This is a genomic window from Bacillus cereus group sp. MG4 (assembly GCF_040460055.1).
GTDB lineage: Bacteria > Bacillota > Bacilli > Bacillales > Bacillaceae_G > Bacillus_A > Bacillus_A wiedmannii.
Map to the genome: position 1 here is coordinate 347982 of NZ_JARVGZ010000001.1, position 26017 is coordinate 373998.

A 26017-nucleotide genomic window follows, 5' to 3' on the forward strand; every position below is an offset into this window, starting at 1 on the left:
TAAAGAATGCCTAATAGTCAAAAGGTTCGTCATTCGTTATCATCTGCGCAGTCTGGTATGTGGTTTGCGCAACAATTAGATCCGCTTAATCCGATTTATAATACTGGGGAATATGTTGAAATAAATGGAAATATTAATCAAGAAATTTTCGAATCAGCAGTACGCAAAGTTGTAACAGAAGCAGAAGCACTACATGTTCGTTTCGAAGAAGATGAAATTGGCCCGTGGCAAGTTATTGAGAAATCGTCAAATTTTCATATGCATTTAATTGACGTTCGTAAAGAAGAAGATCCTGAAGAGGCTGCTAAAATATGGATGAAAAATGATTTATCTATGCCAGTCGATTTGAAAAGAGATACTTTATTTACTGAAGCACTTATTCAAGTTGAAAATAATCGTTTCTTTTGGTATCAGCGCATCCATCACATTGTGATGGATGGCTATGGATTTTCACTTCTAAGCCAAAAGGTAGCGAAAGAGTATACATCACTAATAGAAGAAACAAGAAAGAATGAAAAGCCATTTGGTTCTCTTGCAAAAATTGTACAAGAAGATATGGAGTATCGTGAGTCTAAACAATTTCAGGAAGATCGTACTTTTTGGTTAGAAAAGTTTGCAGATGAACCGGATGTCATAAGTTTAGCAGAACGAGCGCCGAGAACATCAAATGGATTTTTACGAAAAACAGCTTATTTATCCAGTTCGAGTACGAAAACTTTACTAGAAGATATCAATGTTTCGTTAACAAATTGGCCGGAATTTATTGTCGCTGTAACAAGTATTTATATGCATAAATTAACAGGTGCAAATGATATTGTTTTAGGTTTACCAATGATGGGGCGTCTCGGTTCTGCATCTATTTATACACCGAGCATGGTAATGAATTTAGTACCACTTCGTATTACAGTAACTCCAAATATAACTCTTGCGGAATTATTACAGCAAGTTTCTAAAGAGATTCGAGAAGTACGTCGTCATCATAAATACCGTCATGAAGAATTAAGAAGAGACTTAAAGTTACTAGGTGAAAATCAAAGGTTATTCGGGCCGTTAGTGAATGTGATGCCTTTTGATTACGGGCTTAATTTTGCTGGGAATCGTGGTATTACACATAATTTATCAGCAGGACCTGTCGATGATTTATCGATAAATGTTTATAAACGTTTCGATGAAAATGAGTTAATGATTCATTTTGATGCGAACCCGGAGGTATATAGTGATTCGGAACTAGCGTTGCATAAAGAGAGATTTATGAATGTATTAGAATTAGTGATAAATGATTATCAAAAAGACTTGTCGATTGGAAATATAAACATTACTCTTCCAGAAGAAAATCATAAAGTTTTATTCGAATGGAATGAAACTAAGGAAGCTGAGGATTTCATCACTCTACCTTTATTATTTGAAAAACAAGTACAAAAAAATCCAAATAAAATAGCGGTTACGTGTAACGGAGTAGACCTTACGTATAAAGAGTTAAATGAACGGGCGAATGAACTAGCGCACTATTTAGTAGGAGAAGGAATAGGGCCAAATCAGTTTGTAGCTTTAGTATTTTCAAGGTCAATAGAAATGGTAGTTAGTATGTTAGCAGTTTTAAAGGCTGGTGCAGCGTATTTACCGATAGATCCAGAATATCCAGCTGAGCGAATAAATTATATAGTAAATGATGCAAAACCAATTTATATCATCACACATTCATCTGTTTCATCTACTTTAGTTATAGAAAATGATATAAAAAAAATCGAATTAGATCGAAAAGAAACAGAACTAGCATTAAAAGCATATTCTCATATGAATCTACCATTTAGAAATGAAGAATCACTTTTAAAGCCTGCGTATACAATTTACACTTCAGGCTCAACCGGAAATCCAAAAGGTGTAATTGTTCCTATGAAAGCTTTAAGTAACTTTCTATTGGCTATGGACGATATGTTTTCACTAAATGAGAACGATCATTTAGTAGCAGTTACAACATTTGCGTTTGACATTTCTGCTCTAGAGATTTATTTACCTCTTATTAGTGGTGCAAGTTTAACAATTGCACAAAAAGAGGTAATTCAAGAGCCTTCTGCGTTAACGGCACTGTTACAAGAAGAAAGAGTGACAGTTATGCAAGCTACACCGACGTTATGGCAGGCATTAGTAACTGAATATCCAGAAAGGCTAAAAGGGTTAAATGTGCTCGTTGGTGGTGAAGCTCTTCCAGCCCATTTAGCAAATACATTAAAAGAATTAGGTTGCTCTATTACAAACTTATATGGACCAACTGAAACGACTATTTGGTCTACTGTCATGAACATTGATGAAAATGAAATTGGTATACCTCCTATTGGAAAGCCAATTTGGAGTACAGACGTGTATGTATTAGATGCAGGTTTACAACCAGTACCACCTGGAGTAATTGGTGAATTATATATTGCAGGGGAAGGGGTTGCGAACGGCTATTTAGGAAAACCAGAGTTAACGGCTGAACGGTTTGTTGCAGATCCTTATGGAAAACCAGGGAAGCGCATGTACCGCACAGGTGATCTTGTGAAATGGCGTAACGATGGTGTGCTGGAATACATGAGCCGAGCAGATCATCAAATAAAAATCCGTGGTTTCCGAATTGAATTAGCTGAAATTGAAATGGTTTTACAACGACATGAGTATATTCAACGAGCTGTAGTAATGGTACGAGAAGATCGCCCAAACGATAAACGAATCATTGCGTATATCGTTGCCGAAGGGGATGAAGGGATTAACCTTTCAGAAATTCGTACTTATGTTTCAGAAAGTTTAGCGAATTATATGGTACCATCGGCATTTGTTGTGCTAGAAGAATTACCATTAACGCCAAATGATAAGGTTGATAGAAAGAAATTACCTGCTCCTGATTTTAATGAAATGAACAAGGAGAGAGTTGCTAGAAATCCGAAAGAAGAAATATTATGTGATTTATTTGCAGAAGTACTTGGTGTTTCTCGCATTGGCATTGATGATAATTTCTTTGAAATGGGTGGCCATTCGCTTCTTGCATCGCGTCTAATGGCAAGAATTCGTGAAACGTTAAGTGTTGAATTAGGAATAGGAAAACTATTTGAATCGCCAACTGTTGCTGAACTTGCGAAACAATTGGATCAAGCAAAAACTGCAAGACCAGCTATTAAGAAAGTAAGTAGACCAAATGAAGTTCCACTTTCATTTGCACAGCGCAGGTTATGGTTCTTAAATTGTTTAGAAGGTCCAAGTCCTACTTATAATATTCCATTAGTCGTTCGTATTTCTGGAAAGTTGAACGAGGAAGCATTGCAAGGTGCCTTTTATGATGTAGTTGAGAAACATGAAACGCTTAGAACGATTTTCCCTAACGTATTAGGTAGTTCCTATCAGAAAATTTTAGATATGGAAAATTTAAATCTAGAAATGATACTAACAAAAACATGTAAAGATGAATTAGAAAGTGTGCTTGTAGAGGCCGTAAGATATAGTTTTAACCTTGATGTTGAACCAGCAGTTCGTTTGCAACTATTTACAGTGAATGAAAACGAACATGTATTACTAATACTATTGCACCATATTGTTGGGGATGGCTGGTCATTACAACCGTTAACGAGAGATTTTACAGCGGCATATAAAGCACGATGTCAAGGTAACAGAGTGCAGCTAGAGACACTTCCAGTTCAATACGCAGATTATGCACTTTGGCAACAACAGTTGCTTGGTGATGAAACTACAGAAGAGAGTCTTATTTCAACACAATTAGAGTTTTGGAAGAAAGAGCTAGAAGGTTTACCAGATCAGCTGGAGTTACCTACAGATTACCAGCGTCCAATTGAAACGAGTTATCACGGAGAAACAATTCATTTTCAAATAGATGCGGGTATGCATAGTAGGTTAGTAGAGCTTGCACGGAAAAACGGAGTTAGTTTGTTTATGGTGTTGCAAGCAGGACTTAGTGCGCTATTTACAAGATTAGGTGCAGGTACTGATATACCAATCGGTAGTCCGATTGCTGGAAGAAACGATGATGCACTCTCTGACATAGTTGGTTTATTTGTAAATACATTAGTGTTACGTACAAATACATCAGGAGATCCAAGCTTTAAAGAATTATTGGATAGAGTGAAGCAATCAAATCTTGCAGCTTATGAAAATCAAGATGTTCCATTTGAACGACTCGTTGAAGTGTTAAATCCAGTACGTACTCGAAATAGTCATCCGCTGTTTCAAGTTATGTTAGCTTTCCAAAATACGCCAGAAGCAACATTTGATGCTCCGGATATAGAAGCAAACCTTGAAATTCAAAGCGTTGGTTCTGCGAAATTTGATCTAACATTTGAAATTAGCGAGAGTAACGGAGTTGATGGTACGCCAGACGGTTTAAACGGGTTACTAGAATTTAGTACGGATTTATATAAACGTGAAACGATTCAAAAATTGGTTGAACGATTCATTTTGTTATTGGATGATGCAGCGAAACATCAGGATCAATCAATTGGCACATTAGAAATATTAACTTTAGCAGAGAAAAATACAGTGTTAGAAAAGTGGAATGGTGGTTTTCAAATTGTACCAGAAATGACATTGCCACAATTATTTGAAAAGCAGGCTCATATAAATCCAAATTCTATTGCTGTCGTCTTTGAAGATGAAAAGTTAACTTATGAAGAGTTGAATAAAAAAGCGAATAAAATAGCTCGATTGCTAATAGCAAAAGGAGTAGGCCCTGATCAACTCGTTGCTTTAGCGATGCCGAGATCTTTAAATATGGTTGTAAGCTTACTAGCTGTTCTGAAAGCTGGTGCGGGATACCTTCCGTTAGATCCGGATTATCCGTCAGATCGTATTTCATTTATGCTTCACGATGCGAAACCATCATGTGTGTTAACAAATTCAGATGTGGAAATTGAATGTGATGAGGAACTGAAAATTTTAGCTGATGATGTGAAGACAATAGAAGAAATTGAGAAGTATAGTGAAGATAATATTGATGAAATGGAGCGCATGAAGCCATTATCTCCTTCACATATTGCTTACGTTATTTATACGTCAGGCTCAACAGGTAGACCGAAAGGCGTTATGATACCTCATCAAAACGTAGTAAGACTTTTAGGAGCAACTGATCATTGGTTCCAATTTGACGAGAACGATGTATGGACAATGTTTCATTCATATGCTTTTGATTTCTCGGTTTGGGAAATTTGGGGGCCTTTATTATATGGTGGACGTTTAGTCGTAGTACCACATACTGTAAGTCGCTCGCCGAAAGAATTTTTACAACTTCTTGTTAAAGAAAAGGTAACTGTTTTAAACCAAACTCCATCAGCGTTCTATCAATTGATGCAAGCAGATCGTGAAAATGAAGAAATTGGCCAAAAATTATCTTTACGATATGTTGTTTTTGGAGGAGAAGCACTTGAGCTAAGTCGATTAGAAGATTGGTATAGTCGACATTCTCATAACGCACCAAAACTTATTAATATGTACGGTATTACGGAGACGACAGTACATGTTAGTTATATTGAATTAGATGAAACAATCGTCTCTTTACGAGCAAATAGTTTAATTGGGTGTAGTGTACCTGATCTTAAAGTGTATGTATTAGACAACTATTTACAACCGGTGCCACCTGGAGTAGTTGGAGAAATGTATGTTGCAGGTGCAGGGCTTGCTCGTGGATATTTAGGAAGAGCAGGCTTAACTGCAGAACGTTTTATTGCAGATCCATTTGGTAAGCCAGGTACAAGAATGTATCGTACTGGGGACTTAGCACGTTGGCGTCAAGATGGGACGCTAGATTATATAGGACGTGCAGATCATCAAATAAAAATTCGTGGATTCCGAATTGAATTAGGGGAAATAGAAGCGGTAATAATGAAACATCCTAAAGTTGAGCAAGTAGCCGTTATTGTACGGGAAGATCAACCAGGGGATAAACGGTTAGTTTCTTATATCGTCGCATCAAATAATGAAATGATTGATACGAATGAAATGCGTAAGTATGCTCGAGGTAGTTTACCAGATTACATGGTTCCATACGCTTTTTTAGTAGTAAATGAGTTGCCTTTAACTCCAAACGGTAAATTAGATAGAAAGGCATTGCCGGCTCCAGAATTTATCGCATCATCTTCTAGTCGTGGACCAAGAACACCGCAAGAAGAAATGTTATGTGACTTGTTTACAGAAGTTTTAAGTGTGCCGCAAGTTGGAATTGATGACGGATTCTTTGATCTAGGTGGCCATTCACTTCTTGCAGTGCAGCTTATGAGTCGTATTAAAGAAGCACTTGGGGTTGAACTAAATATCGGAACTTTATTTGCAGCACCTACTGTTGCGGGTCTTGCTGAAAGACTTGAGGTGGGAAATAGACAAAGTGCACTTGATGTGTTACTTCCATTACGAGCAAGCGGAGACCAATTACCACTATTTTGTGTGCACCCAGCAGGTGGATTAAGTTGGTGTTATGCAGGACTTATGAAATCTTTAGGAACAGATTATCCAATCTACGGTGTCCAAGCACGTGGTATCGCTAAAAATGAAGAACTTCCAAGAAGTTTAGAGGAGATGGCGGCGGATTATTTAAAACACGTTCGTGAAGTACAGCCTCACGGACCATATCGGTTACTCGGTTGGTCGCTCGGAGGAAATGTTGTTCATGCAATGGCGGCGCAACTACAAAGTGAAGGGGAAGAAGTAGAATTACTCGTTATGCTAGATTCTTACCCTGGTCACTTCTTACCGAATACGGAAGCACCTACTGAAGAAGAAGCGTTAATCGCATTACTTGCTTTAGGTGGATACGATCCAGATAACATGGATGGTAAACCACTTACGATGGAAAGTGCAGTAGAAATACTTCGTAAAGATGGGAGTGCATTAGCAAGTCTTGAAGAAGAGACTATTTTGAACTTGAAAGAAACATATGTAAATTCGGTAGGATTGTTAGGGAAATATGTACCGAAAGTGTATAACGGAGATATTTTATTCTTTAGATCTACTGTTATACCAGACTGGTTTGATCCTATTTCTCCAAATACGTGGCTAAATTATTTAGATGGGCAAATTGTGCAACACGATATTGACTGTCGACATAAAGATTTATGTCAACCAGGACCACTTACAGAAATTGGACAAGTATTAGCGAAATATTTGCAGAATAAGAAAGGGGTAAGTACAGTATGACGAATCCGTTTGAAAATGATAATTACACATACAAAGTATTAAAAAATGAGGAGGGCCAGTATTCTCTCTGGCCTGTCTTTCTTGATGTACCTATTGGTTGGAATGTCGTACATGAAGAGGCTAGTAGGAATGATTGTTTACAATATGTTGAAAATAACTGGAAAGATTTGAATCCAAAAAGTAATCAAGTTGGCGAAAAAATATTAGTAGGAAAACGATAATGAAGGCAAAAATAAATCCAAAAGTAGTTGTAAGTATCGTATATATAACAGCGATGTTTATGGCTGCGATGGATGCAACGATTGTGAATGTAGCACTCCAAACGATAAGTAAAGAACTACAAGTGCCTCCATCTGCAATGGGGACGGTTAATGTTGGGTATTTAGTTAGCTTAGCTGTTTTCCTGCCGATTTCTGGTTGGTTAGGAGATCGCTTCGGTACGAAAAGGGTATTTCTAACCGCTCTTTTCGTATTTACAGCTGCGTCTGTATTATGTGGAATAGCAAACGATATTACTTCATTGAATATTTTTCGTATCATGCAAGGGGCTGGTGGGGGGCTTTTAACACCAGTTGGGATGGCAATGTTATTCCGAACATTTTCACCAGAGGAAAGGCCGAAAATTTCACGGTTTATTGTGTTACCAATTGCTGTGGCACCAGCTATCGGACCAATTATTGGCGGTTTCTTTGTAGATCAAATGTCTTGGCGCTGGGCATTTTATATTAATTTACCGTTTGGAATCGTAGCGTTACTATTCGGTCTACTATTTTTAAAAGAGCATATTGAAAAATCAGCTGGTCGCTTTGATTCTCTCGGTTTTGTTCTTTCAGCACCAGGATTCGCGATGATTATCTATGCACTTAGTCAAGGGCCGTCAAAAGGCTGGGGTTCTTCAGAGATTATAAGTACTGGAATAGCTGGGATTGTATTCATTATATTGTTCATCATTGTAGAACTTAGAGTAAAGCAACCGATGTTAGATTTACGCTTATTAAAAGAACCAGTCTTTAGAAAAATGAGTCTTATTTCATTGTTTTCATCCGCTGGTTTACTAGGAATGTTATTTGTTTTTCCACTTATGTATCAAAATGTAATAGGAGTTTCCGCATTGGAATCAGGCCTTACGACGTTCCCAGAGGCAATTGGGTTAATGATATCGTCACAGATTGTGCCATGGTCATATAAGAAATTAGGAGCTCGAAAGGTAATTTCTATTGGATTAATTTGTACAGCGATTATCTTTGTTTTATTAAGTTTTGTAAATCACGATACGAACCCATGGCAAATTCGGGCATTATTGTTTGGTATCGGTATTTTCTTAGGTCAGTCTGTTGGAGCAGTTCAATTTTCGGCATTTAATAATATCACGCCACCTTCTATGGGGAGAGCGACTACTATATTCAATGTGCAAAACCGTATAGGTTCAGCGATAGGAGTTGCTGTTTTAGCTACCATATTATCTGGATTTGGAAGTAATGAAATACAGAATAATGCACAGTCAGATTTCTTACCATATCAAGCTGCATTAATTGGATCTGCAATATTTTTACTTATAGCATTACTATTTTCTTTACGTATTTCTGATAAAGAAGTAATGTCAAAGAAGAAAGAAAAAATGTTATCTGTATCAAAAAAAGAGAAAGTACTTGTCAATGAATAACAATTTACGTAAGCTTTTTTAATGAAAATTGATATTCATTGTATAAAGGAGAGTTTACATGATAGAAAGTAAAGTTGTAGATTCTATTCCAACTTTGACTGAGAATGATTGTCAAATATGGTGGGCAAGAATTTCAGATTTACAATCATGGCATTACAATTTACTAAACGATGTTGAACGAGAGAAAGCAAATTCATATCATCATTCGGCAGATCGTGCACGATTTATAATAGGTTGTGTAATTAGTAGGTTAGTTCTTGGTAAAATACTTTCTATGTTACCAGTTCAAGTGCCAATTGATAGGATGTGCCCAGTATGTAAGTTACAACATGGCAGACCGCAATTACCAAAAGGAATGCCACAAATATCTGTTTCACATTCGGGTGAGTGGGTTGTTGTTGCATTTACAAAGTCTGCATCTGTAGGCGTTGATGTTGAACAAATGAATCCATATGTAGATGTTCTGAAAATGGCAGAGGGCGTATTAACAGACATTGAAATAGCACAAGTTATGAAGTTACCTAATGAACAGAAAATAGAAGGTTTTTTAACATATTGGACTCGAAAAGAAGCGGTACTAAAAGCGACAGGTGAAGGACTAATGATTCCGCCAGTACATATTACTGTATCAGCTCCAAATGATCCTCCAAATTTGTTAGTTTTTAAGGATAGGCAAGAATTAGTAGAAAATACAATGATGGCAGATATAAGGCCTAGTGTAGATTATATGGCTTCAATTGCAATATTTAGTAAAGAAGTAACTGAAATCACACAGTTAGATGCAGTAGCGCTTTTAAATTATAAATAAGTTAAATAAAAAATCTTATAGAAGAGGTGTTCCTCATGTTAGTAGCGGAAAATAGAACAAATGAATTCACTTATAATGTACAAGCAATTAAAAATATTTTATTTTCTGGAGATACATCATCTATTCATGCTTTAGAAAAGCTTTTGAATGATACAGTTCAGTTTGATGTTCTCGAACAAGAGGTACTTGATAGACAGTACATCCCGAAAGAAGCAAAGAATTTCTTTGATAAAAACGGAACATTTCTTTACCGTGTATCCAATGTTAGTTATAAAGGAAAAGTGTTATCTGAGAATCTAATTTTTGCGGACACTTCGTTTTTACCAAATACAATTAAGACGGAATTAGAGAGTGGAAATATTCCAGTTGAAAAACTTATAGAAGGGATGGAAGTAAGAAGAAACGTATTATACGAAGGATATCAGCCATCTGGGAATATTATTGAATTGTTTGATGGATGCTCTGTTACGGCGAATGTGTATCCAACTAGAAAATATCAAATTGTAAGTAACTGCAAATGCATATTTTATATTTGTGAAGTATATCATGCGGAGAATATAAAGGAATTACTTAAATAAAACAAGAAACCAGCCTATAAAATGGCTGGTTTCTTGTTTATTTAACAGCTTCTTTTAACTCTTTACCTGCTTTAAATGCTGGAACTTTACCAGCAGCGATTTGAATTTCTTCGCCAGTTTGCGGGTTACGTCCTGTACGAGCAGATCTTTCGCGCACTTCAAAAGTTCCAAAGCCGATTAATTGAACTTTATCGCCAGATTGTAATGCAGTAGCAATTGTGTCAAATACGGATTGTACCGCTGCAGAAGCTTCCTTTTGAGAAATATCAGCGGATTGTGCCACGTTTTTAACTAATTCTGTTTTGTTCATGTTTTCACCTCATAAAAAGTTTTTTAGAATGAATGTTTTAGTATAATGGATAGTATGGAGAAAGCTATGTATATGGTTAGAAAGAATACTATATAGTTATGTTAATTTCGTTGTAAGAGACTGAATCCCTGCTAATAATTAGGGATTAATTAAGAATTGATGTATAGAAAACGCTGTAATATGAGGATGAGGGGGAGTATATGAATGATTTTTCGTGAAAAGAATGAGAAAGAAAGTATATTAATTCGTCAACATGATCATGGTTTTTTAGCTGGAGAGATTGCAAAGCATATAAAAGAAGATTTTTTTGAAGATGAAACATACTTAAAAGAGACAATTGACGCAGTATATGAGCATGATAGAGGATGGATAGAACTTGATAAAGTACCAATTTTGAATGATGCTAAAAATATTCCATATACATTTATGGATTGTCCAAGTTCATTGCGTTTTGTTTTTTATACGATTGGTTTGAATGAAATTGAAGATTCGAATCCATACGGAGCATTACTTTGTAGTAAACATTTTTTATCATTCCCATTAAATGACGAAGACGAAGAAATGATGTCTTTTTATAAACATGAATTGGAACGACAAAAAAGAATATTGAAAACGTTAACAAAAGAACAATTTGCGATGTTCGATAAACATTATAGGTTATTAAAGTTTTGCGATGAACTTTCTTTATATGTGTGTATGAATAAACCTGGCGCAGAAAAGGAAGATGAAATTGATTTGTTTAAAGATGGTTTTGAAGGAACAGAAATGTTTAATAGTAAGGTGGAGAAACCTATTCAAGCTGAATGGGTGGACGAGGAAACAATTCGGATTACACCGTTTCCATTTCAAACGGAATTTCATACGTATGTAAAATATAAAACAATAAATAAACGTGAAATTGAAGAAAAAGGGATTGTAAAAGCTGATAGAGAATCGGAAATGGAGAAACAAAACATTCGTTTCGTACAATAAGGAGGCGATTTAGATTGAAAGAGTACATGTTAAAACAGTTTGATTACCATGATTGGGCTAATACACGGTTATTCAATCGATTAAAAGAGTTACCAAGCTATGAGACTATTTTTAATGAACAGATACAGAGTGTATTTCCATCAATTAAGGATACTTTTGCGCATATTTATATTACAGATCAAGTGTGGTTACATATATTGCATGGTAAAAGTATGAATGAAGCAATACAAGACCGAGAAAATTTACGAAAACAAATCGAAACTAAATCGTTACATGAATTAGAAAAAATGTTTGAAAACATGGCAAATCAATATAAAGACTTTTTAATTACAATACAAGACGTGAATGCTGTATTTGTTATCGAGAATCCATATGCAGGGAAATTAGAAACTTCAATTTTAGAGTTAGTACAACATGTCGTAAATCATGGGACATATCATAGAGGAAATATAACAGCGATGATTCGTCAACTTGGTCATTCGTCGACAATGATGGATTTTGTACTGTATTTACATATGGTGCAGAAGGAGGGGGAGTAATATAGTTTGTAAGAAGGAGAGCCTTTAATTGTAAAAGTCTCTCCTTCTGTTTTATCCCGCACTAATGGCAGATCGACTGATTAAAGTTTTACATTATTTCTTAAGAGGCTTTATTTTCTTGTAATTGCTTAGCGTATTGTATAGCTTTATATGCATTGACTCTACCGTTTTTCCAATACGTACCTGTACCACTAATTTTATCAGACGTTGACTCAATAATTTGGCGGATTTGTGTATTGCTATATCCTTGATTTGCTAAAAGAGCAGCGACTCCTGCAACATGAGGTGTTGCCATAGATGTACCACTTAATGATTGATACGTGCTTCCTTTATATGTGGAATAGATATTTGAACCTGGTGCTGCAACATCTACCCAGCTACCATAAGTAGAAAATGAAGATTTTCTATCTGATTGATCTGTAGAAGCAACTGCAATCACCTCGTTGTAATAAGCAGGGTAATTAGCTTTTGTATTTCCAGCATTTCCAGCAGCTGCAACAATAACAGAGCCTTTATTCCATGCATATTGAACGGCTTGTTGTAAAGCAGTCCCACCATTTGGGGCGCCTAAGCTTAAACTAATTACTTTTGCACCTGAATCAGCAGCTTCTCTAATCCCTTGCGCTACAGCATCAAGAGTACCACTCCCTTGATTATCTAATACGCGGACAGCATAAATTGAAGTTTGTGGGGCAACACCAGCAATTCCAACACTATTATTCGTAAGTGCTCCAGTAATTCCAGCGCAATGCGTACCATGACCATTACCATCATCGGATGTATTGTCGTTATCAACATAATCATGTCCGTAAATTACTTTCGAAGCTAAATCAGGGTGTGAACCTTGAACTCCTGTATCAATAATAGCTACTTTTACACCAGAATCACTTCGTTGACTATCCCAAGCTTGTGGAGCTTGAATTTTTTGCAATCCATATTGATTTTTAAAAAATGGGTCGTTCGGAGTCCAAAAGGCCTGAACGTAATAATTCGGTTCTGCATATTCCACATCTGGATTATTTTTATAACTTTTTATTTTTTCTTTGACAGTACCTTTTGAAAATTGAACGACTTCAAAACCTAACGTATCATCTTTAGATAAAACGTTAGCACCGACAGATTTGTGAAAAGATTGAACATTACTTAAAGAAGCATTTTGTTTGAACTTAACGATTAATTGGTTAGGGACGTAATCAGTAGATGATGTTTCAGCACTTGAAGTATTTGTGTTAAAAAAGAAACCACCGATAATGAATGATAAAACAGATAGGAAAACAATGATTTTGTTTTTCAAAAGATTTTTCCTCCCTTTTCTCGGATGAGTTTTTCGGCGACACTTTAATGTCGCATTCCTTTTCAACTATATAGTTAGACAATACGATTTATGTCATTTATGTGAAAAATTTTTAGTGGAATAAAAAAGGGAAAGATTGATATAAATATATTTTTAGTGATACTTACTGAGTTAGAAAACGAAAAAAGGAATGCTCATTATGTATGAGTCATTCCTTTTTTTTAGATTAACTTGCCTGTTTTTTATGACTTTCTTTCAATTTTTCTGCTTGTAAAAAGCGATTCGTTTCAGCAACAACAATACCACTTAACCCAATAAGGCCAATTAAGTTTGGAATCGCCATAAGTCCATTTGCAATATCAGCAAATGTCCATACGATACCTAGTTTTAAATTAGCCCCAATAGCAATCATGACGATAAAGGTTGCTTTATAATATTTAACAGCACCTTCTCCAAATAAATAAGCCACGCACTTCTCGCCGTAATACGACCATCCTAAAATAGTAGAGTAGGCAAATAATATAATTGCGATACCAAGAATCATACTACCAGCAGTGCCAAATACAGATTGGAACGCAAGTGTTGTCGCTTCAACGCCAGTTTTACCTGATTTCCATGCACCTGTAGTAATTAATACTAGCCCTGTAATTGTACATACAATAAACGTATCTAGAAAAGTACCAGTCATAGAAACTAAAGCTTGCTTTGCAGGTGAATCAGTTTTTGCGGCAGCTGCGGCAATAGGGGCACTCCCTAAACCAGCTTCGTTCGCAAATACACCGCGCGCCATTCCGATTTGAATTGCAGATGCAATTGTTGCGCCAATAAAACCACCAGCAGCTGCAGTCCCATTGAATGCGCCAGAAAAAATAAGTGAGAATGCTTCTGGAATTTGATCGTAGTGATAGAAAATAATAATAAGCCCAGCAATGATATAAAAGAAAGCTTTAATAGGAACGATATATCCTGTCACTTTCCCGATTTTTTTCACACCGCCTAAAATAACAATGGCGATTAAAAACGACATGAATATACCAGTTAAAGCAGGAGGGAAAGAGAAATTAATTCGCATTGCTTCTGCAACTGAGTTAGATTGCACCATATTACCGATACCGAAAGAAGCAGTTGTGCCAAATATAGCGAATAAAACAGCAAGCCATTTCTTACCTAAACCACGTTCTAAATAGTACATTGGTCCACCTGAATATTCACCGTTTTCATTACTAACACGGTATTTCACCGCAAGAATTGCTTCGGCATACTTTGTTGCCATGCCGAACAAAGCAGTAATCCACATCCAAAAGATCGCACCGGGTCCACCGATTGTTACAGCAGTTGCAACACCGGCTATATTCCCCATACCAATCGTTGCCGCCATAGCTGTCATAAGTGCTTGGAAGTGGCTAATATCTCCAGAGGAAGATGTATCTTCTGATTTTTTAAAAGCTAGTTTGTGAGCGTATAATAGTTTACTAAACTGTAACCCTTTTAAACGCACTGTGAGAATGATACCAGTACCAACGAGTAACAACAACGTTGGTAATCCCCACACATAGTGATTGATTTGTTCTAATACTGTACTTACTGTCTCCATCTGTATTCTCCTTTTTATGAAAAAATAAAAACCACTTCAAGTAAATGAAATGGTCTCTGGAGAAACAAGGGATAGAAAAATAAACCGATACAAATCGGCATTTTCTTTCGCTTGTCTCTGTCCTTTTACCTGAGAGATTATCCGCTATAGTAGCGGATTTGCTCCTTCGGTGCTCTTTTTCCTCTGCGCTATATAAAAGCGAGAGGGAGTCTCTCCAGAGATTCGTCCCCATGCAGTTCTACTTGTAAACAAGACCTGAGAGTTTCAAAGTTGATTCAGCAACTTTTTGCCCCGTCGGTAGATCAATAGACCTTCTCCTGAATGGTTCATCCGAATTATAAAATTTATAAAAACATTGATTGTAAATCAATAAAAACATTATAGACAGACAAAATATGAATTGCAATCTTTTTTTATTTTAAAATAGTAACCAGTTTTATTTTTTTGCAAGTCCTAATTTAACTTCAACTTCATTTAACGTAGATAAAGCGAGAACAATATGTTGGTCCGCAAGTCCTAAAGCATGTTTAGTATTTTCAATTGTTTCATTGGATGGAGTAGAGTTACTTGCTCCGTCTATAATTAAATCTGCTGCGTTTTTCATAAATTTAGAAGCAGTCTTAAAAGCAGTTGTGAAATAAACTAGTTGTTCTTGTATTTGTACTTCTGATATATTTTCATTAATTTTCAAAGTATCTATTTCGTTCATAATTTTTTCATATTGTTTGGAAATAGCAGTCATTGTAACTAATAGTTTATCTCTGTCTACTGAATCTCCGTTCGTGTTAATCTCTTCCCAGGCAGGCAACCAATCTTTTTCGATGATGTCATTATAATTTGTAGTTAATTCATCAATTTTTGGTTGTAATTTAGTTTTAAAAGTTTTTGTATCAATTGTTTCTACGGTAGTTTTTTCGTTATTATTTGTATCTTTAGTTGTGTAAAAAATCGTACAGGTAATAATAAAAATAGAAATAACTATTGTCCATTTATTAAAAAATAAGTTTTTCAATGGGTAATACCTCCGGATATTAATATCTTATAATTAAAATATACAACAATAATATTATTAATGATAGAGAATATAGTCTATCGTTGATTTTAATTATATTTTTTCTATAAATAAATAATTAAAATTAGTAAAATGATGAAAGTAATATGTGAGAAAAGAGGGTTTTTATTGAAAATGAATAGAAGAAAACTAGTTTCAAATATTTCAATGGCTATGTTATTAGTTGGCTTAATTGCATTCATATTTATGAATAAAGAATCTAAAATTAAAGATTTTCCAGTGCCAATGTCAGCAATACATATTAACGATGATAAGGAAGAGGATTATCAATATATAAGTGTAATGCCTATTACAAAGGCAAGTGGATGGGAGAACTTAGGGGAAAACGGGCATACTGTTAGTTTTAAAAAAGGGGAGCGGAAGGTAACTGTAATACATTATCCGGGAGGACTTACGTATTATTTAATTGAAAAGTAAATGGAATGCTCCATAAACAATGCGGTTTCACTAAGTTGTTTATGGCTAATTGTATTTAAAAAAGAGGTTCAATCTATAAATAAGAAGGTGTTTTGTTTTATAAAAGAGAATAAAAAAGGGTATAAGAAAATAAAAGGAGATATATTCAATGGAGAAAGAAGGCATACGTGCGGTTGAGGAATATCGTAAAGATTTAAATGCTGGTAACATTGAGAAAATAAATAGTTGAGTATCAGATGATTTTATAGGTTACTTTGGGTATTACAGTGATAGAGACTATGAGGTATACCGAGGCGATACATATAAAGAAGATAATATTGAAACATTAAAGAGTTATGAAGGGCAAAACCCCTATTGGAAGTATAAAGATTTAACACATAGTTTAAGGAAAAAGAACGAACTAGTGTTATCTGCCATTGTAGATTTTTATTTACATGATAAGAAAGTAGCATCGGTTTTAGCGATAGAAGTTTTTAAGAAAGAAATGGATGGGTGGAAGTTATATAGACAGCATATGGAAAGATATGCGGTATGATTTGAAAAATAAATGACGATAAAAGTGAAAGGATGTAAACGCCCTTATAAGAGTGTTTACGTCCAATTTTTTTGTTTATAATTCTGAATTATTCGGATTGTAATATACGTATGGAATAAAATAATTTTTGTATGGAAGTGAGTTGATTATTTGCCAACTATAAAAAAAATAGGTCGCTTTTGTCTTACAGATGATGAGGGATATATTATAAATGATTCACATATTGACAAAGTGCAACCTACATTTATGGAGGTAATTCAAGAAGTAAAAAATACTTGTTGTGAATTGTTACAGGATGATTTACACAGTGTTTATATAAGAGGTTCAATTCCAAGAGGGATTGGAATTGAAGGAATTGCTGATATAGATGTAATTATATTAGTGCGAAAGGATCCAAAATTAATAGACTTGAGTTGGCGAGAGAAGCTAGAAGTTCAAAGTTTAAAAAAGTTTAATTGTATATCAGGAGTGGAGTTAAGTTTTTTCAGTGAAAAAGAAGTGACAAATCCCAATCGTTTTTCTTTTATAAGCTTTATTATACAGACACATGGTGTTTGTATACTGGGGGAAGACATAAAATTGTCTTTACCTAAATATAAAGTAAGCCAGGAGTTAGCCTATGAACATCTTATTCAATTGCAGACACAAATTGGACAAGCTCGTAAAGAGTTAATTCATAATAAAGGCGTGGATGATATAGTGGATTGTTGCCGTTGGATAATGAAGATTATAATCAGGGCAGGTCTTGCGCTAACGATTGATAGAGAAGGACTCTACTCTAGAGACTTATACCCAGCTTATATACTATTTAGTAAGCATTTTCCCGAACAAGAAAAAAATATGAGAAAGGCGTTACAATATGTAATTGAACCAGTAAATGATATAAATGAAATTTTAATGTTTTTAGATACATTTGGTGAATGGTTGATAGAAAGAGCGGATGATTTTTTGAATACTATAGATAAATAGAATAACATAAAAATATTATGTAAACAAAAAAGGGTTAGAAATTGAAATTAATGTTATTTTAGGTGGAAATGTAGAAAGTATTGCAAATGGGAACTGGGATATAAGATAAGGGGGAATTAATAATGTTACTAAAAACAATCTATTGTAAAGTGGAAGAAGAGAAAAAAGAGTTATTTTCAATCGCACAAGAAAAATGGCGTGATATAAAGCATTTAGATGGTTTTCATGGACAATTTGGTGGATGGAATGAAGATGAAGCTTGTGTATTTACTTTATGGGAAGATAGAAGTGCATATCAATCATTTATGAATGGTGCTCACGATACAATTTATGTGAATAGTAATCAAGAGGGTACGTTTCTTTCATGTGAAATTGAACTATTTCAAACGTTGTATGATATAACTGATATGCCTTTGAATGGCGTTGTTACAAAAGGATCATTTGTAAGAGTTGCTATATGTGATGTAAAGAAGGAAAAAGAAAAGCATTTTTTACATAAGCAAGAAACAATTTGGAATAAAGGGATGGAAAATGCAAAAGAAATGCTAGGTGGAGTTGTTGGGAAGTCTTTAAAAACTGAAAATCGTTACATAGTGTTAACGTATTGGAAAGATGAAATGGCGCATCAAAATTATGTAGAAGAGATTTTCCCTGAGTTGTATAAAGTAGCTAATATGCATGAGGATTTAAAAGATATAAGAGGTAAACAAGCTGTATGTAAGGAAGAGTGGCTTGTATATTAAGTGTTCAAAACGTGCATAAATGAATGTATAATAAAGATATTTTCTTATAAACGAGTAATTAATAGAAGACGTTATATACCCTTTCATGTTAATATATTTAAGTTATAATAAAAGGCTTACCCTTTTGTATTGTACGGTAGAAGCAGTGTGAGCTTGAAATTTTGTTTAGAAAAGGATGTGCCTAATTTGCGTATCAATAAATTTATTAGTGAAGCTGGAAAAGCGTCTCGACGTGGAGCAGATAAATTAATTAATGAGAGAAGAGTAATTATTAACGGTAAGGTTGCAAAAATTGGTGACCAAGTAAATCCAGGTGATGATGTACGCGTAAATGGAGAGCAACTTCGTATTGCTCGAGATCACGTATATATCGCTTTAAATAAACCAGTAGGTATTACATGTACGAGTGAAAAAGCTGTAAAAGGTAATATTATCGATTTAGTGAATCATCCATTACGAATTAGTCACATTGGACGTCTTGATAAAGACTCAGACGGTTTAATTTTGTTAACGAATGATGGTGATATCGTTAATGAAATTTTACGTGCTGAAAACAAACATGAAAAAGAATATATTGTTTCAGTAGATAAGCCAATTACACCTGATTTTCTAGAGAAAATGGCAGCTGGTGTGAAAATTTTAGGAACGAAAACGCTTCCTTGTGAAGTAACACAGTTATCAAAATATGAATTCCAAATTATTTTAACTCAAGGGTTGAATCGTCAAATTCGTCGTATGTGTGAAGCTTTAGGTTATCAAGTATACACGTTAAAGCGTACAAGAATTATGAATATAGAATTAAATAATTTACCTGTTGGACAGTGGAGAGATTTATCGAAGAAAGAGAAACGACGTCTATTTTCAGACTTAAATTACGAACCACAAGATTGGTAAAATTGAGAAGAGGAAACCAAAAATCTATTTTTGGTTTCTTTTTTTATTTAATAAAAAATTATTTTTAAACACTTGCAAAAATAAAATGAATAAGATATAGTAAATAACAATTAATGGATGTACTTTTAAAAGCAAAGAAAAGGACACGAGTTATTTTATCCAGTTATACAGAGAAGGAAGGAAAGCTGAGAACTTCCTAACGCAGAAAAATAACTTACCACCTTAGAGCTGCACTAGGGAAACTAAGTATCTAGTGCCGTGTAAGCGACGTTATCGCAAAAGAAGCCATTATGTTTTTTGTGATGGGAATCTGGGTGGAACCACGGATATAAGCATATTCGTCCCTATTTTAGGGATGAATATGCTTTTTTGTATTCAATTTCATAATAAGCGAAGAAAAGGACACGAGTTATTTTATCCGGTTATACAGAGAAGGAAGGAAAGCTGAGAACTTCCTAACGCAGAAAAATAACTTACCACCTTAGAGCTGCACTGGGGAAATTAAGTATCTAGTGCCGTGTAAACGACGTTACCGTAAAAGAAGCCATTGTATATTTACAATGGGAATCTGGGTGGAACCACGGGTAAAAGCACGCTCGTCCCTATTTTAGGGATGAGTGTGCTTTTTATTATGAAATGGAGAGATGAAAAATGAAAGAACAGATGATTGAAATGAAATTTCCGGATGGAAGCGTTAAAGAATTTGTAAAAGGAATTACTTTAGAAGAAATTGCTGGATCCATTAGCAGTAGTTTAAAAAAGAAAGCAGTCGCAGGGAAAGTAAATGATCATTTATATGATTTACGCCGAAATATTGAAGAAAATGCGGAAGTAGAAATCGTTACTATAGATTCAAATGAAGGGGTAGAAATTGCAAGACACTCTGCGGCACATATTTTAGCGCAAGCTGTAAAGAGAATGCATGGTAATGTAAACCTTGGTGTAGGACCTGTTATTGAAAATGGATTTTATTATGATATGGATCTTCCGAGTAGTGTAAACGTAGAAGATTTACCGGAAATCGAAAAAGAAATGAAAAAAATTATAAATGAAAATATAAAAATAGAGCGAGTTGAGGTTTCACGAGAAGAGGCAAAAAAACTGTTTCAAGAAATGAATGATCACCTGAAATTAGAATTATTAGAAGCAATTCCTAGTGGGGAAAGTGTAACACTATATAAACAAGGTGAATTTGTAGACTTATGTAGAGGACCTCATTTACCGTCAACAGGCTATTTGAAAGCTTTCCAATTAACTCACGTGTCTGGTGCATATTGGCGAGGTGATAGTAACAATCAAGTGCTTCAGCGTATATATGGTGTTGCGTTCTCTTCTCAAAAAGAATTAGAAGATTATTTACATTTCGTTGAAGAAGCAGCAAAAAGAAATCATCGTAAATTAGGTAGTGAGCTGGAGTTATTTATGTTTTCTGAAGAGGCTCCGGGAATGCCATTTTATTTACCGAAAGGACAAATTATTCGTAATGAATTAGAAGCATTTTTAAGAGAAATTCAAAAAGAGTATAAGTATCAAGAAGTACGTACTCCGTTTATGATGAACCAAGAATTATGGGAGAAATCAGGACACTGGGGACATTACAAAGACAACATGTATTTCTCTGAAGTAGACAATAAAAGTTTCGCATTAAAACCAATGAACTGCCCAGGACATATGTTAATGTTCAAAAATAAATTACACCCTTATCGCGAATTGCCAATTCGTATGTGTGAGTTCGGTCAAGTACACCGACACGAATTTAGCGGGGCATTAAATGGATTATTAAGAGTACGTACTTTCTGCCAAGATGATGCTCATTTATTTGTAACTCCAGAACAGATTGAAGATGAAATTAAATCCGTAATGGCACAAATTGATTACGTTTATAAAACTTTTGGGTTCGAATATGAAGTAGAGCTTTCTACTCGTCCAGAAGATTCAATGGGTGATGATAAGTTATGGGAGCAAGCAGAAGAGGCATTAGAAAATGTATTACATTCATTGAATTATAAATATAGACTAAATGAAGGTGACGGTGCATTTTACGGACCGAAAATCGACTTCCATATTAAAGACGCTTTAAATAGAAGTCATCAGTGCGGGACAATCCAACTAGATTTCCAAATGCCGGAGAAGTTTGATTTAAATTATATAGATGAGAAGAATGAAAAGAGAAGACCAGTTGTCATTCATAGGGCAGTATTAGGATCTCTGGACCGCTTCTTAGCGATATTAATTGAGCATTTTGGAGGTGCATTCCCGGCATGGGTGGCACCGGTTCAAGTGAAGGTCATTCCAGTTTCGAATGCAGTCCATGTACAATACGCGGATGAGATTGCGGATAAATTAGCACAAGCTGGCATTCGTGTTGAAAGAGATGTACGAGATGAAAAGTTAGGATATAAAATAAGAGAAGCACAAATGCAAAAAGTTCCTTATGTACTTGTTATTGGGGATAAGGAAATGGAGGACGAATCTGTAAATGTACGTAAATACGGTGAAGACCAGTCAGAAGTTATTGAACTAAATGGGTTTGTGGAGAGTATAAAAGAGGAAATAAAAAACAAGAAATAGAGATTGATAATAAAATACACCATTAACATGTATTACTGAATTTAAACTCATTAAAGAACCATAATAAATGATGAAGGGATAGCTTAATCGCTATCCCTTCATCATTTATTGCCATATACTTCACTTCATACCGTTAAATCATTTTCTGATTTTATATTAATGGCTTCTTGTAAGAGTTTTTGGAGAACTGCAGCAAAAACAGCAATCACGATAGAGGAGAAAATAATGATCAACCCAATTGGTATAAAACTTGGAGGATCAATTTTTTTTGCCATTAGATAGTAAAGTGGCATACCTAGTATGTATATGGTACTGATAGTGAGGGCACAGTATTTTATATTTTTTAAAGCCTTTACTGATAATACCGAGAACGCTTTGTTCTTATCAATATAACTTAAAAGTTTAAAAACTTGATACAGAGCGAAGTAAAAAGGTATCGTCGCTACGTACATATCGATTAAAACGAGAGATTTCATATAAGCAATAGCTGGATACAATTCTCCAGCGAAATTCCCGATTTTAGGAACTAAAAATATGCACAATGCAAGTACTACTATACCTATAAAAACAATAGCTAGTTTTAAAAAGAGTGTTGTAACTTGTTTCATAAAAAGCACCTCGTTTATTTAATGACAACATGATTTTATCATATAATTTATTGTTTTAAAATAAAATTATATTGTTTTTTAACTTATTATTATTGTTATTTATGTATGTATCCTATTAATTTTGATGAAAATAAAAAGCCTTTTTCATTACAAAGAAAATTCCCTTATAAAGTGGTCTGTAATATTTTTACCTTACAAAAATGTAAGGTAAATGTAAGCGAAATCGAAGGAACGAGTTTTAGAAAAGTGAGAATATGGAATAGGAAAAAGGTTTACGTAACTCGTGTAATCCTTTCTGATTGAAAAATTTAAAAATTATTAAGGATTTACATGAGAAAAAGATAAGAAATATGTGAGAAATTAATTTTATACAAAAGGGATGGAGTGAAAGAGATGTCAACAAATGTAGTTACTGTAGAAAGTGTAGAAAAAACGTATGGGAAAAGAAATGAGAATCAGTCAAAAGCGTTAAGGGGTGTGTCATTAAGTATTAAAGAAGGAGAATTCGTCGGGATTATGGGTCCTTCTGGATCTGGAAAAACGACTTTACTTAATGTGATTAGTACATTGGATCAAGCAACGGGTGGCAGTGTAACAATAGCTGGTACAAATATTACTTCTATGAAGGGGAATGCATTATCTGATTTTCGATCTCAAAAATTAGGATTTATTTTTCAAGATTTTAACTTACTAGAAAACTTATCAATTTATGAAAATATCGCTTTACCACTTTCTCTGCAAGGCGTACCTTCAAGTGAGATTACGGGGAAGGTAAATGAGGTTGCAAAAAAATTGGGAATTACTGAAATTTTAACGAAATATCCAACTGCTGTTTCTGGTGGACAAAAGCAAAGAACGGCGGCAGCACGAGCTTTAGTACATAATCCAGCAATCGTATTAGCAGATGAACCGACTGGTGCGCTTGATAGTAAAAATGCAAAAAGCTTATTAGAAGCGATGCAAGATTTACATGAAAATCACAATGTAAGTATTTTGATGGTTACACACGATGCATTTAGTGCGAGTTATTGTGAGCGTATTTTATTTATTCAAGACGGTCTTCTTTATAAAGAGTTAAAGTGTCAAGGAACACGAGAAAATTTCTATCAAGACATTTTAGGTGTGCTCGCTCATATGGGCTCAGCTGCTGAGTCTAAGTAGGGGGCGAGACTATGTTATTCAAATTATCACGTCATAGTATGAAAAAGATGTTAAAAGATTATATGGTTTTACTTATTGGTCTCGTTATTAGTATTAGTATTTTCTACATGTTCCAAACGATGGCGATGAATAGTGAATTTACGAAAGATAATAGTCTTATTAGTAGTATTAGACTCGTATTCTGGGTAGGTGCCATACTATTATCTTTCATTACTGTATTTTATATTATATATGCCAATTCTTTCTTGCTCACATTAAGAAGAAAAGAACTCGGTATGTACATGATGCTCGGTGCGAAAAAGAAAAAAGTAGCACAGTTATTATTTATTGAAACATTCGGTATGGGTATTGTCAGTATTATTATCGGGATCTTAGTAGGGATGTTACTTGCAAGTGTAGCAGGAAACTTTTTAATGAATGGTATGGAAATTTCAGCAAAAGGTAGTTATTCATCTGTATATACACCAGCAATCTTAGTTACAGCTATTTTCTTCTTAATACTATTTTTTATTACTGGTTTAATGAATAGCATCCGTTTATTACGTAAAACAGAATTAGAATTAATACGTGAAGATGAAACACTAGATGAAGTGAAGAAAAGTAAAACTCGCATTATTATAATGACTGTACTTGGTGTATTACTAGTAAGTACAGGATATTATTTTATGGTAAATATAAAAATGTTTGCTGAACTTGGTTTTATAATAGCGACAATCGTTACAACACTCGGAACATATTTTATCTTTAGTTCATTGCTTCCATTTTTTGTGATGAAAATTAAAGGGAATAAAAAACGAAATGAAACGGGCTTAAATAGTTTTACATATGCACAGCTACGCTTTCGAGTAAATAGTTTATCGAGAGTATTAGGTACCGTAGCGATGTTAATTGCATTAGGTGCAGGTGCGATGACGGCAGGGATGGCGTTCCAAAAAAATGTGGGTATTATGACAGACTTCTCTCGTGTATATGATGTCGTAATTCATGATCCAAATGATCAAGATAAAGCAGCCTTAAAAGAAATGGAAATTGTGGAAGAAAGCAAGTATAAGTATAAAGTAGATGGAGAAGCGGTTTATTATTTACGTAACGACTTAACTGCGAAACCACCACTTGTTTCAGACCACTTTGATACAAAAACTTTAAAAGAACCTGCTCGTAAACGTGTGGCTGAACCTTTAACTGAACCTGTTTATTCTGCTTTGGAAGCTCCTGAAGCAGCCAATAAACTTCCTCGTATGCCAAGGGATTGGGAAGATGCTGTTGTAAGAGAAATACAAATTACACATAATCAATTTAACGGAAAACCTGTAAGAATTGCTGATGAAGAACACTACAAAGCAGTTCAAGGAACGGAACATAGTGTAACATTAGCAAAAGTAGATGATATGAAAAAATATAAACCGTTGTTAATTGAAATAGACAAGAGACAAAAAGAACAAATTGAAAAAACAACAGGTGCAAAAGTAGACTTATTTACGAAAATGACAATTTATCAGTTTATGAACAGTTTCATGAGCGGAACAATGTTTATGGGGTTTTTCCTCGGGATTGCCTTTTTAGCGATGATGGCAAGTTCTCTTATGTTCAAAATTTTAACAGGTGCTTCTCGTGACGTACGCCGTTATGAAATGTTACGAAAAATCGGTGTGAGACGTAGTATGTTAACAAAAAGTATATATAAAGAAATTTCATATTTATTTATCTTCCCAGCGATTATTGGAATTTCCCATGTGTTAGTAGGGCTTAACTTATTCAGCTTTATATTAGTTGACCCGTTTGTCAAGGTGTGGGTGCCGATAGGGATTTTCTTAGTCATTTATTTCATCTATTACTGGATTACTGTCCAGCTTTATAAAGGTATGGTAATGCCGAAAGAAGAAGTAGCGAAATAGTTAAAGAAAAAAGTCTTTGTTTTGAAAACAAGGGCTTTTTTCTATATTTCTAATACTTGTGATCGAGTCTTTCTATGGGAAAGTATTGAAAATTAAGAAAATATTAAGAGTTTATATAGCGGAAAGTTAAGAAGTGTATGGGATATTAAGTATGTGCAAAAGAGCAAGATGAAATTGCAGAGAGAAATTGTTATATATTCATATTGTTTTGAGGGAGTTTTACAGAA

General features: G+C 34.6%; 20 protein-coding genes, 1 riboswitch and 2 other annotated features. Of the genes, 15 read left to right on the plus strand and 5 right to left on the minus strand.

The window, feature by feature from the left end; genetic code table 11:
* Positions 1-6: 6 nt before the first annotated feature.
* Genes QCI41_RS01825 through QCI41_RS01845 form a run of 5 tightly spaced genes read left to right on the plus strand, consistent with a single transcriptional unit; the run spans position 7 to position 10216 of the window.
* A complete protein-coding gene (locus QCI41_RS01825; protein WP_353838567.1) occupies positions 7-7167 on the plus strand; it encodes an amino acid adenylation domain-containing protein in 7161 nt (2386 codons plus the stop codon).
* Positions 7164-7388 (plus strand): MbtH family protein, encoded by a 225-nt coding sequence (locus QCI41_RS01830; RefSeq protein WP_000184070.1) that lies wholly within the window; start codon positions 7164-7166, stop codon positions 7386-7388. Before QCI41_RS01825 ends, QCI41_RS01830 begins: the two co-directional genes overlap by 4 nt.
* Complete coding sequence (locus tag QCI41_RS01835; protein ID WP_353838566.1) at positions 7388-8830, plus strand: MDR family MFS transporter; 1443 nt, start codon at positions 7388-7390, stop codon at positions 8828-8830. Before QCI41_RS01830 ends, QCI41_RS01835 begins: the two co-directional genes overlap by 1 nt.
* 58 nt (positions 8831-8888) lie before the next feature.
* Positions 8889-9638: a 4'-phosphopantetheinyl transferase Sfp gene (sfp, locus tag QCI41_RS01840; protein WP_353838565.1), complete on the plus strand. Its 750-nt coding sequence runs from the start codon at positions 8889-8891 to the stop codon at positions 9636-9638.
* 35 nt (positions 9639-9673) lie between these two features.
* The gene (locus tag QCI41_RS01845; RefSeq protein ID WP_353838564.1) at positions 9674-10216 is read left to right on the plus strand and encodes a cold-shock protein; all 543 of its coding nucleotides are present in this window, start codon (positions 9674-9676) and stop codon (positions 10214-10216) included.
* A 37-nt stretch (positions 10217-10253) separates the two neighbouring features.
* Here the strand turns inward: QCI41_RS01845 and QCI41_RS01850 are convergent, their stop codons facing one another.
* Entirely contained in the window at positions 10254-10526 is a 273-nt protein-coding gene (locus tag QCI41_RS01850; protein ID WP_001043960.1) for an HU family DNA-binding protein, read from the minus strand.
* A 204-nt stretch (positions 10527-10730) separates the two neighbouring features.
* On the opposite strand from QCI41_RS01850, the gene QCI41_RS01855 reads away from it, so the two are divergent.
* Together QCI41_RS01855 and QCI41_RS01860 are read left to right on the plus strand one after the other, a co-directional pair.
* The gene (locus QCI41_RS01855; protein ID WP_353838563.1) at positions 10731-11498 is read left to right on the plus strand and encodes a DUF3891 family protein; all 768 of its coding nucleotides are present in this window, start codon (positions 10731-10733) and stop codon (positions 11496-11498) included.
* 14 nt (positions 11499-11512) lie between these two features.
* On the plus strand, positions 11513-12037 hold the full coding sequence (locus QCI41_RS01860; protein ID WP_353838561.1) for a DinB family protein: 525 nt from the start codon (positions 11513-11515) through the stop codon (positions 12035-12037).
* A gap of 100 nt (positions 12038-12137) precedes the next feature.
* On the opposite strand, the gene QCI41_RS01865 is transcribed toward QCI41_RS01860, so the two are convergent.
* The 3 genes from QCI41_RS01865 to QCI41_RS01875 all read right to left on the minus strand — a co-directional run bounded on the left by QCI41_RS01865 (position 12138) and on the right by QCI41_RS01875 (position 15937).
* Positions 12138-13331 carry a S8 family peptidase gene (locus QCI41_RS01865; protein ID WP_353838560.1) on the minus strand — a complete coding sequence of 398 codons (1194 nt, stop codon included), beginning with the start codon at positions 13329-13331 and terminating at the stop codon, positions 12138-12140.
* Between the two features lie 226 nt (positions 13332-13557).
* Positions 13558-14925 carry an alanine/glycine:cation symporter family protein gene (locus QCI41_RS01870; protein ID WP_353838559.1) on the minus strand — a complete coding sequence of 456 codons (1368 nt, stop codon included), beginning with the start codon at positions 14923-14925 and terminating at the stop codon, positions 13558-13560.
* Between the two features lie 107 nt (positions 14926-15032).
* A riboswitch (glycine riboswitch) is annotated at positions 15033-15153 on the minus strand.
* Positions 15154-15361: 208 nt separating this feature from the next.
* Positions 15362-15937, minus strand: a complete 576-nt coding sequence (locus QCI41_RS01875; RefSeq protein ID WP_353838558.1) for a hypothetical protein — start codon at positions 15935-15937, stop codon at positions 15362-15364.
* A 132-nt stretch (positions 15938-16069) separates the two neighbouring features.
* On the opposite strand from QCI41_RS01875, the gene QCI41_RS01880 reads away from it, so the two are divergent.
* The 6 genes from QCI41_RS01880 (at position 16070) to thrS (ending at position 22126) form a co-directional block, all read left to right on the plus strand.
* Positions 16070-16414, plus strand: a complete 345-nt coding sequence (locus QCI41_RS01880; RefSeq protein WP_353838557.1) for a hypothetical protein — start codon at positions 16070-16072, stop codon at positions 16412-16414.
* 403 nt (positions 16415-16817) lie between these two features.
* The gene (locus tag QCI41_RS01885; protein WP_353838555.1) at positions 16818-16949 is read left to right on the plus strand and encodes a hypothetical protein; all 132 of its coding nucleotides are present in this window, start codon (positions 16818-16820) and stop codon (positions 16947-16949) included.
* Positions 16950-17099: 150 nt separating this feature from the next.
* Entirely contained in the window at positions 17100-17918 is an 819-nt protein-coding gene (locus QCI41_RS01890; protein ID WP_353838554.1) for a nucleotidyltransferase family protein, read from the plus strand.
* A gap of 122 nt (positions 17919-18040) precedes the next feature.
* Positions 18041-18661: a DUF4937 domain-containing protein gene (locus QCI41_RS01895; RefSeq protein WP_353838553.1), complete on the plus strand. Its 621-nt coding sequence runs from the start codon at positions 18041-18043 to the stop codon at positions 18659-18661.
* 186 nt (positions 18662-18847) lie between these two features.
* A complete protein-coding gene (rluF, locus tag QCI41_RS01900) occupies positions 18848-19555 on the plus strand; it encodes a 23S rRNA pseudouridine(2604) synthase RluF (RefSeq protein WP_001222161.1) in 708 nt (235 codons plus the stop codon).
* A gap of 125 nt (positions 19556-19680) precedes the next feature.
* Positions 19681-19904, plus strand: a binding site (T-box leader).
* 35 nt (positions 19905-19939) lie between these two features.
* Positions 19940-20162, plus strand: a binding site (T-box leader).
* Between the two features lie 44 nt (positions 20163-20206).
* The gene (gene thrS / locus QCI41_RS01905) at positions 20207-22126 is read left to right on the plus strand and encodes a threonine--tRNA ligase (protein WP_353838552.1); all 1920 of its coding nucleotides are present in this window, start codon (positions 20207-20209) and stop codon (positions 22124-22126) included.
* 125 nt (positions 22127-22251) lie between these two features.
* On the opposite strand, the gene QCI41_RS01910 is transcribed toward thrS, so the two are convergent.
* Complete coding sequence (locus QCI41_RS01910) at positions 22252-22734, minus strand: DUF2975 domain-containing protein (RefSeq protein ID WP_353838550.1); 483 nt, start codon at positions 22732-22734, stop codon at positions 22252-22254.
* A 393-nt stretch (positions 22735-23127) separates the two neighbouring features.
* On the opposite strand from QCI41_RS01910, the gene QCI41_RS01915 reads away from it, so the two are divergent.
* Positions 23128-23895, plus strand: a complete 768-nt coding sequence (locus QCI41_RS01915) for an ABC transporter ATP-binding protein (protein WP_071719873.1) — start codon at positions 23128-23130, stop codon at positions 23893-23895.
* Positions 23896-23906: 11 nt separating this feature from the next.
* Positions 23907-25790 carry an FtsX-like permease family protein gene (locus tag QCI41_RS01920; RefSeq protein WP_098085374.1) on the plus strand — a complete coding sequence of 628 codons (1884 nt, stop codon included), beginning with the start codon at positions 23907-23909 and terminating at the stop codon, positions 25788-25790.
* The last annotated feature ends 227 nt before the right edge of the window (positions 25791-26017 follow it).

What these genes read in the sequence shown, in the direction of transcription:
- thrS (WP_353838552.1), top strand. Translation starts at nt 20,207, where the DNA reads ATGAAAGAACAGATGATTGAAATGAAATTTCCGGATGGAAGCGTTAAA.
- QCI41_RS01855 (WP_353838563.1), top strand. Translation starts at nt 10,731, where the DNA reads ATGATTTTTCGTGAAAAGAATGAGAAAGAAAGTATATTAATTCGTCAA.
- QCI41_RS01895 (WP_353838553.1), top strand. Translation starts at nt 18,041, where the DNA reads ATGTTACTAAAAACAATCTATTGTAAAGTGGAAGAAGAGAAAAAAGAG.
- QCI41_RS01910 (WP_353838550.1), bottom strand. Translation starts at nt 22,734, where the DNA reads ATGAAACAAGTTACAACACTCTTTTTAAAACTAGCTATTGTTTTTATA.
- QCI41_RS01880 (WP_353838557.1), top strand. Translation starts at nt 16,070, where the DNA reads ATGATGAAAGTAATATGTGAGAAAAGAGGGTTTTTATTGAAAATGAAT.
- QCI41_RS01835 (WP_353838566.1), top strand. Translation starts at nt 7,388, where the DNA reads ATGAAGGCAAAAATAAATCCAAAAGTAGTTGTAAGTATCGTATATATA.
- QCI41_RS01870 (WP_353838559.1), bottom strand. Translation starts at nt 14,925, where the DNA reads ATGGAGACAGTAAGTACAGTATTAGAACAAATCAATCACTATGTGTGG.
- QCI41_RS01825 (WP_353838567.1), top strand. Translation starts at nt 7, where the DNA reads ATGCCTAATAGTCAAAAGGTTCGTCATTCGTTATCATCTGCGCAGTCT.
- QCI41_RS01850 (WP_001043960.1), bottom strand. Translation starts at nt 10,526, where the DNA reads ATGAACAAAACAGAATTAGTTAAAAACGTGGCACAATCCGCTGATATT.
- QCI41_RS01915 (WP_071719873.1), top strand. Translation starts at nt 23,128, where the DNA reads ATGTCAACAAATGTAGTTACTGTAGAAAGTGTAGAAAAAACGTATGGG.
- QCI41_RS01830 (WP_000184070.1), top strand. Translation starts at nt 7,164, where the DNA reads ATGACGAATCCGTTTGAAAATGATAATTACACATACAAAGTATTAAAA.
- QCI41_RS01845 (WP_353838564.1), top strand. Translation starts at nt 9,674, where the DNA reads ATGTTAGTAGCGGAAAATAGAACAAATGAATTCACTTATAATGTACAA.
- QCI41_RS01920 (WP_098085374.1), top strand. Translation starts at nt 23,907, where the DNA reads ATGTTATTCAAATTATCACGTCATAGTATGAAAAAGATGTTAAAAGAT.
- sfp (WP_353838565.1), top strand. Translation starts at nt 8,889, where the DNA reads ATGATAGAAAGTAAAGTTGTAGATTCTATTCCAACTTTGACTGAGAAT.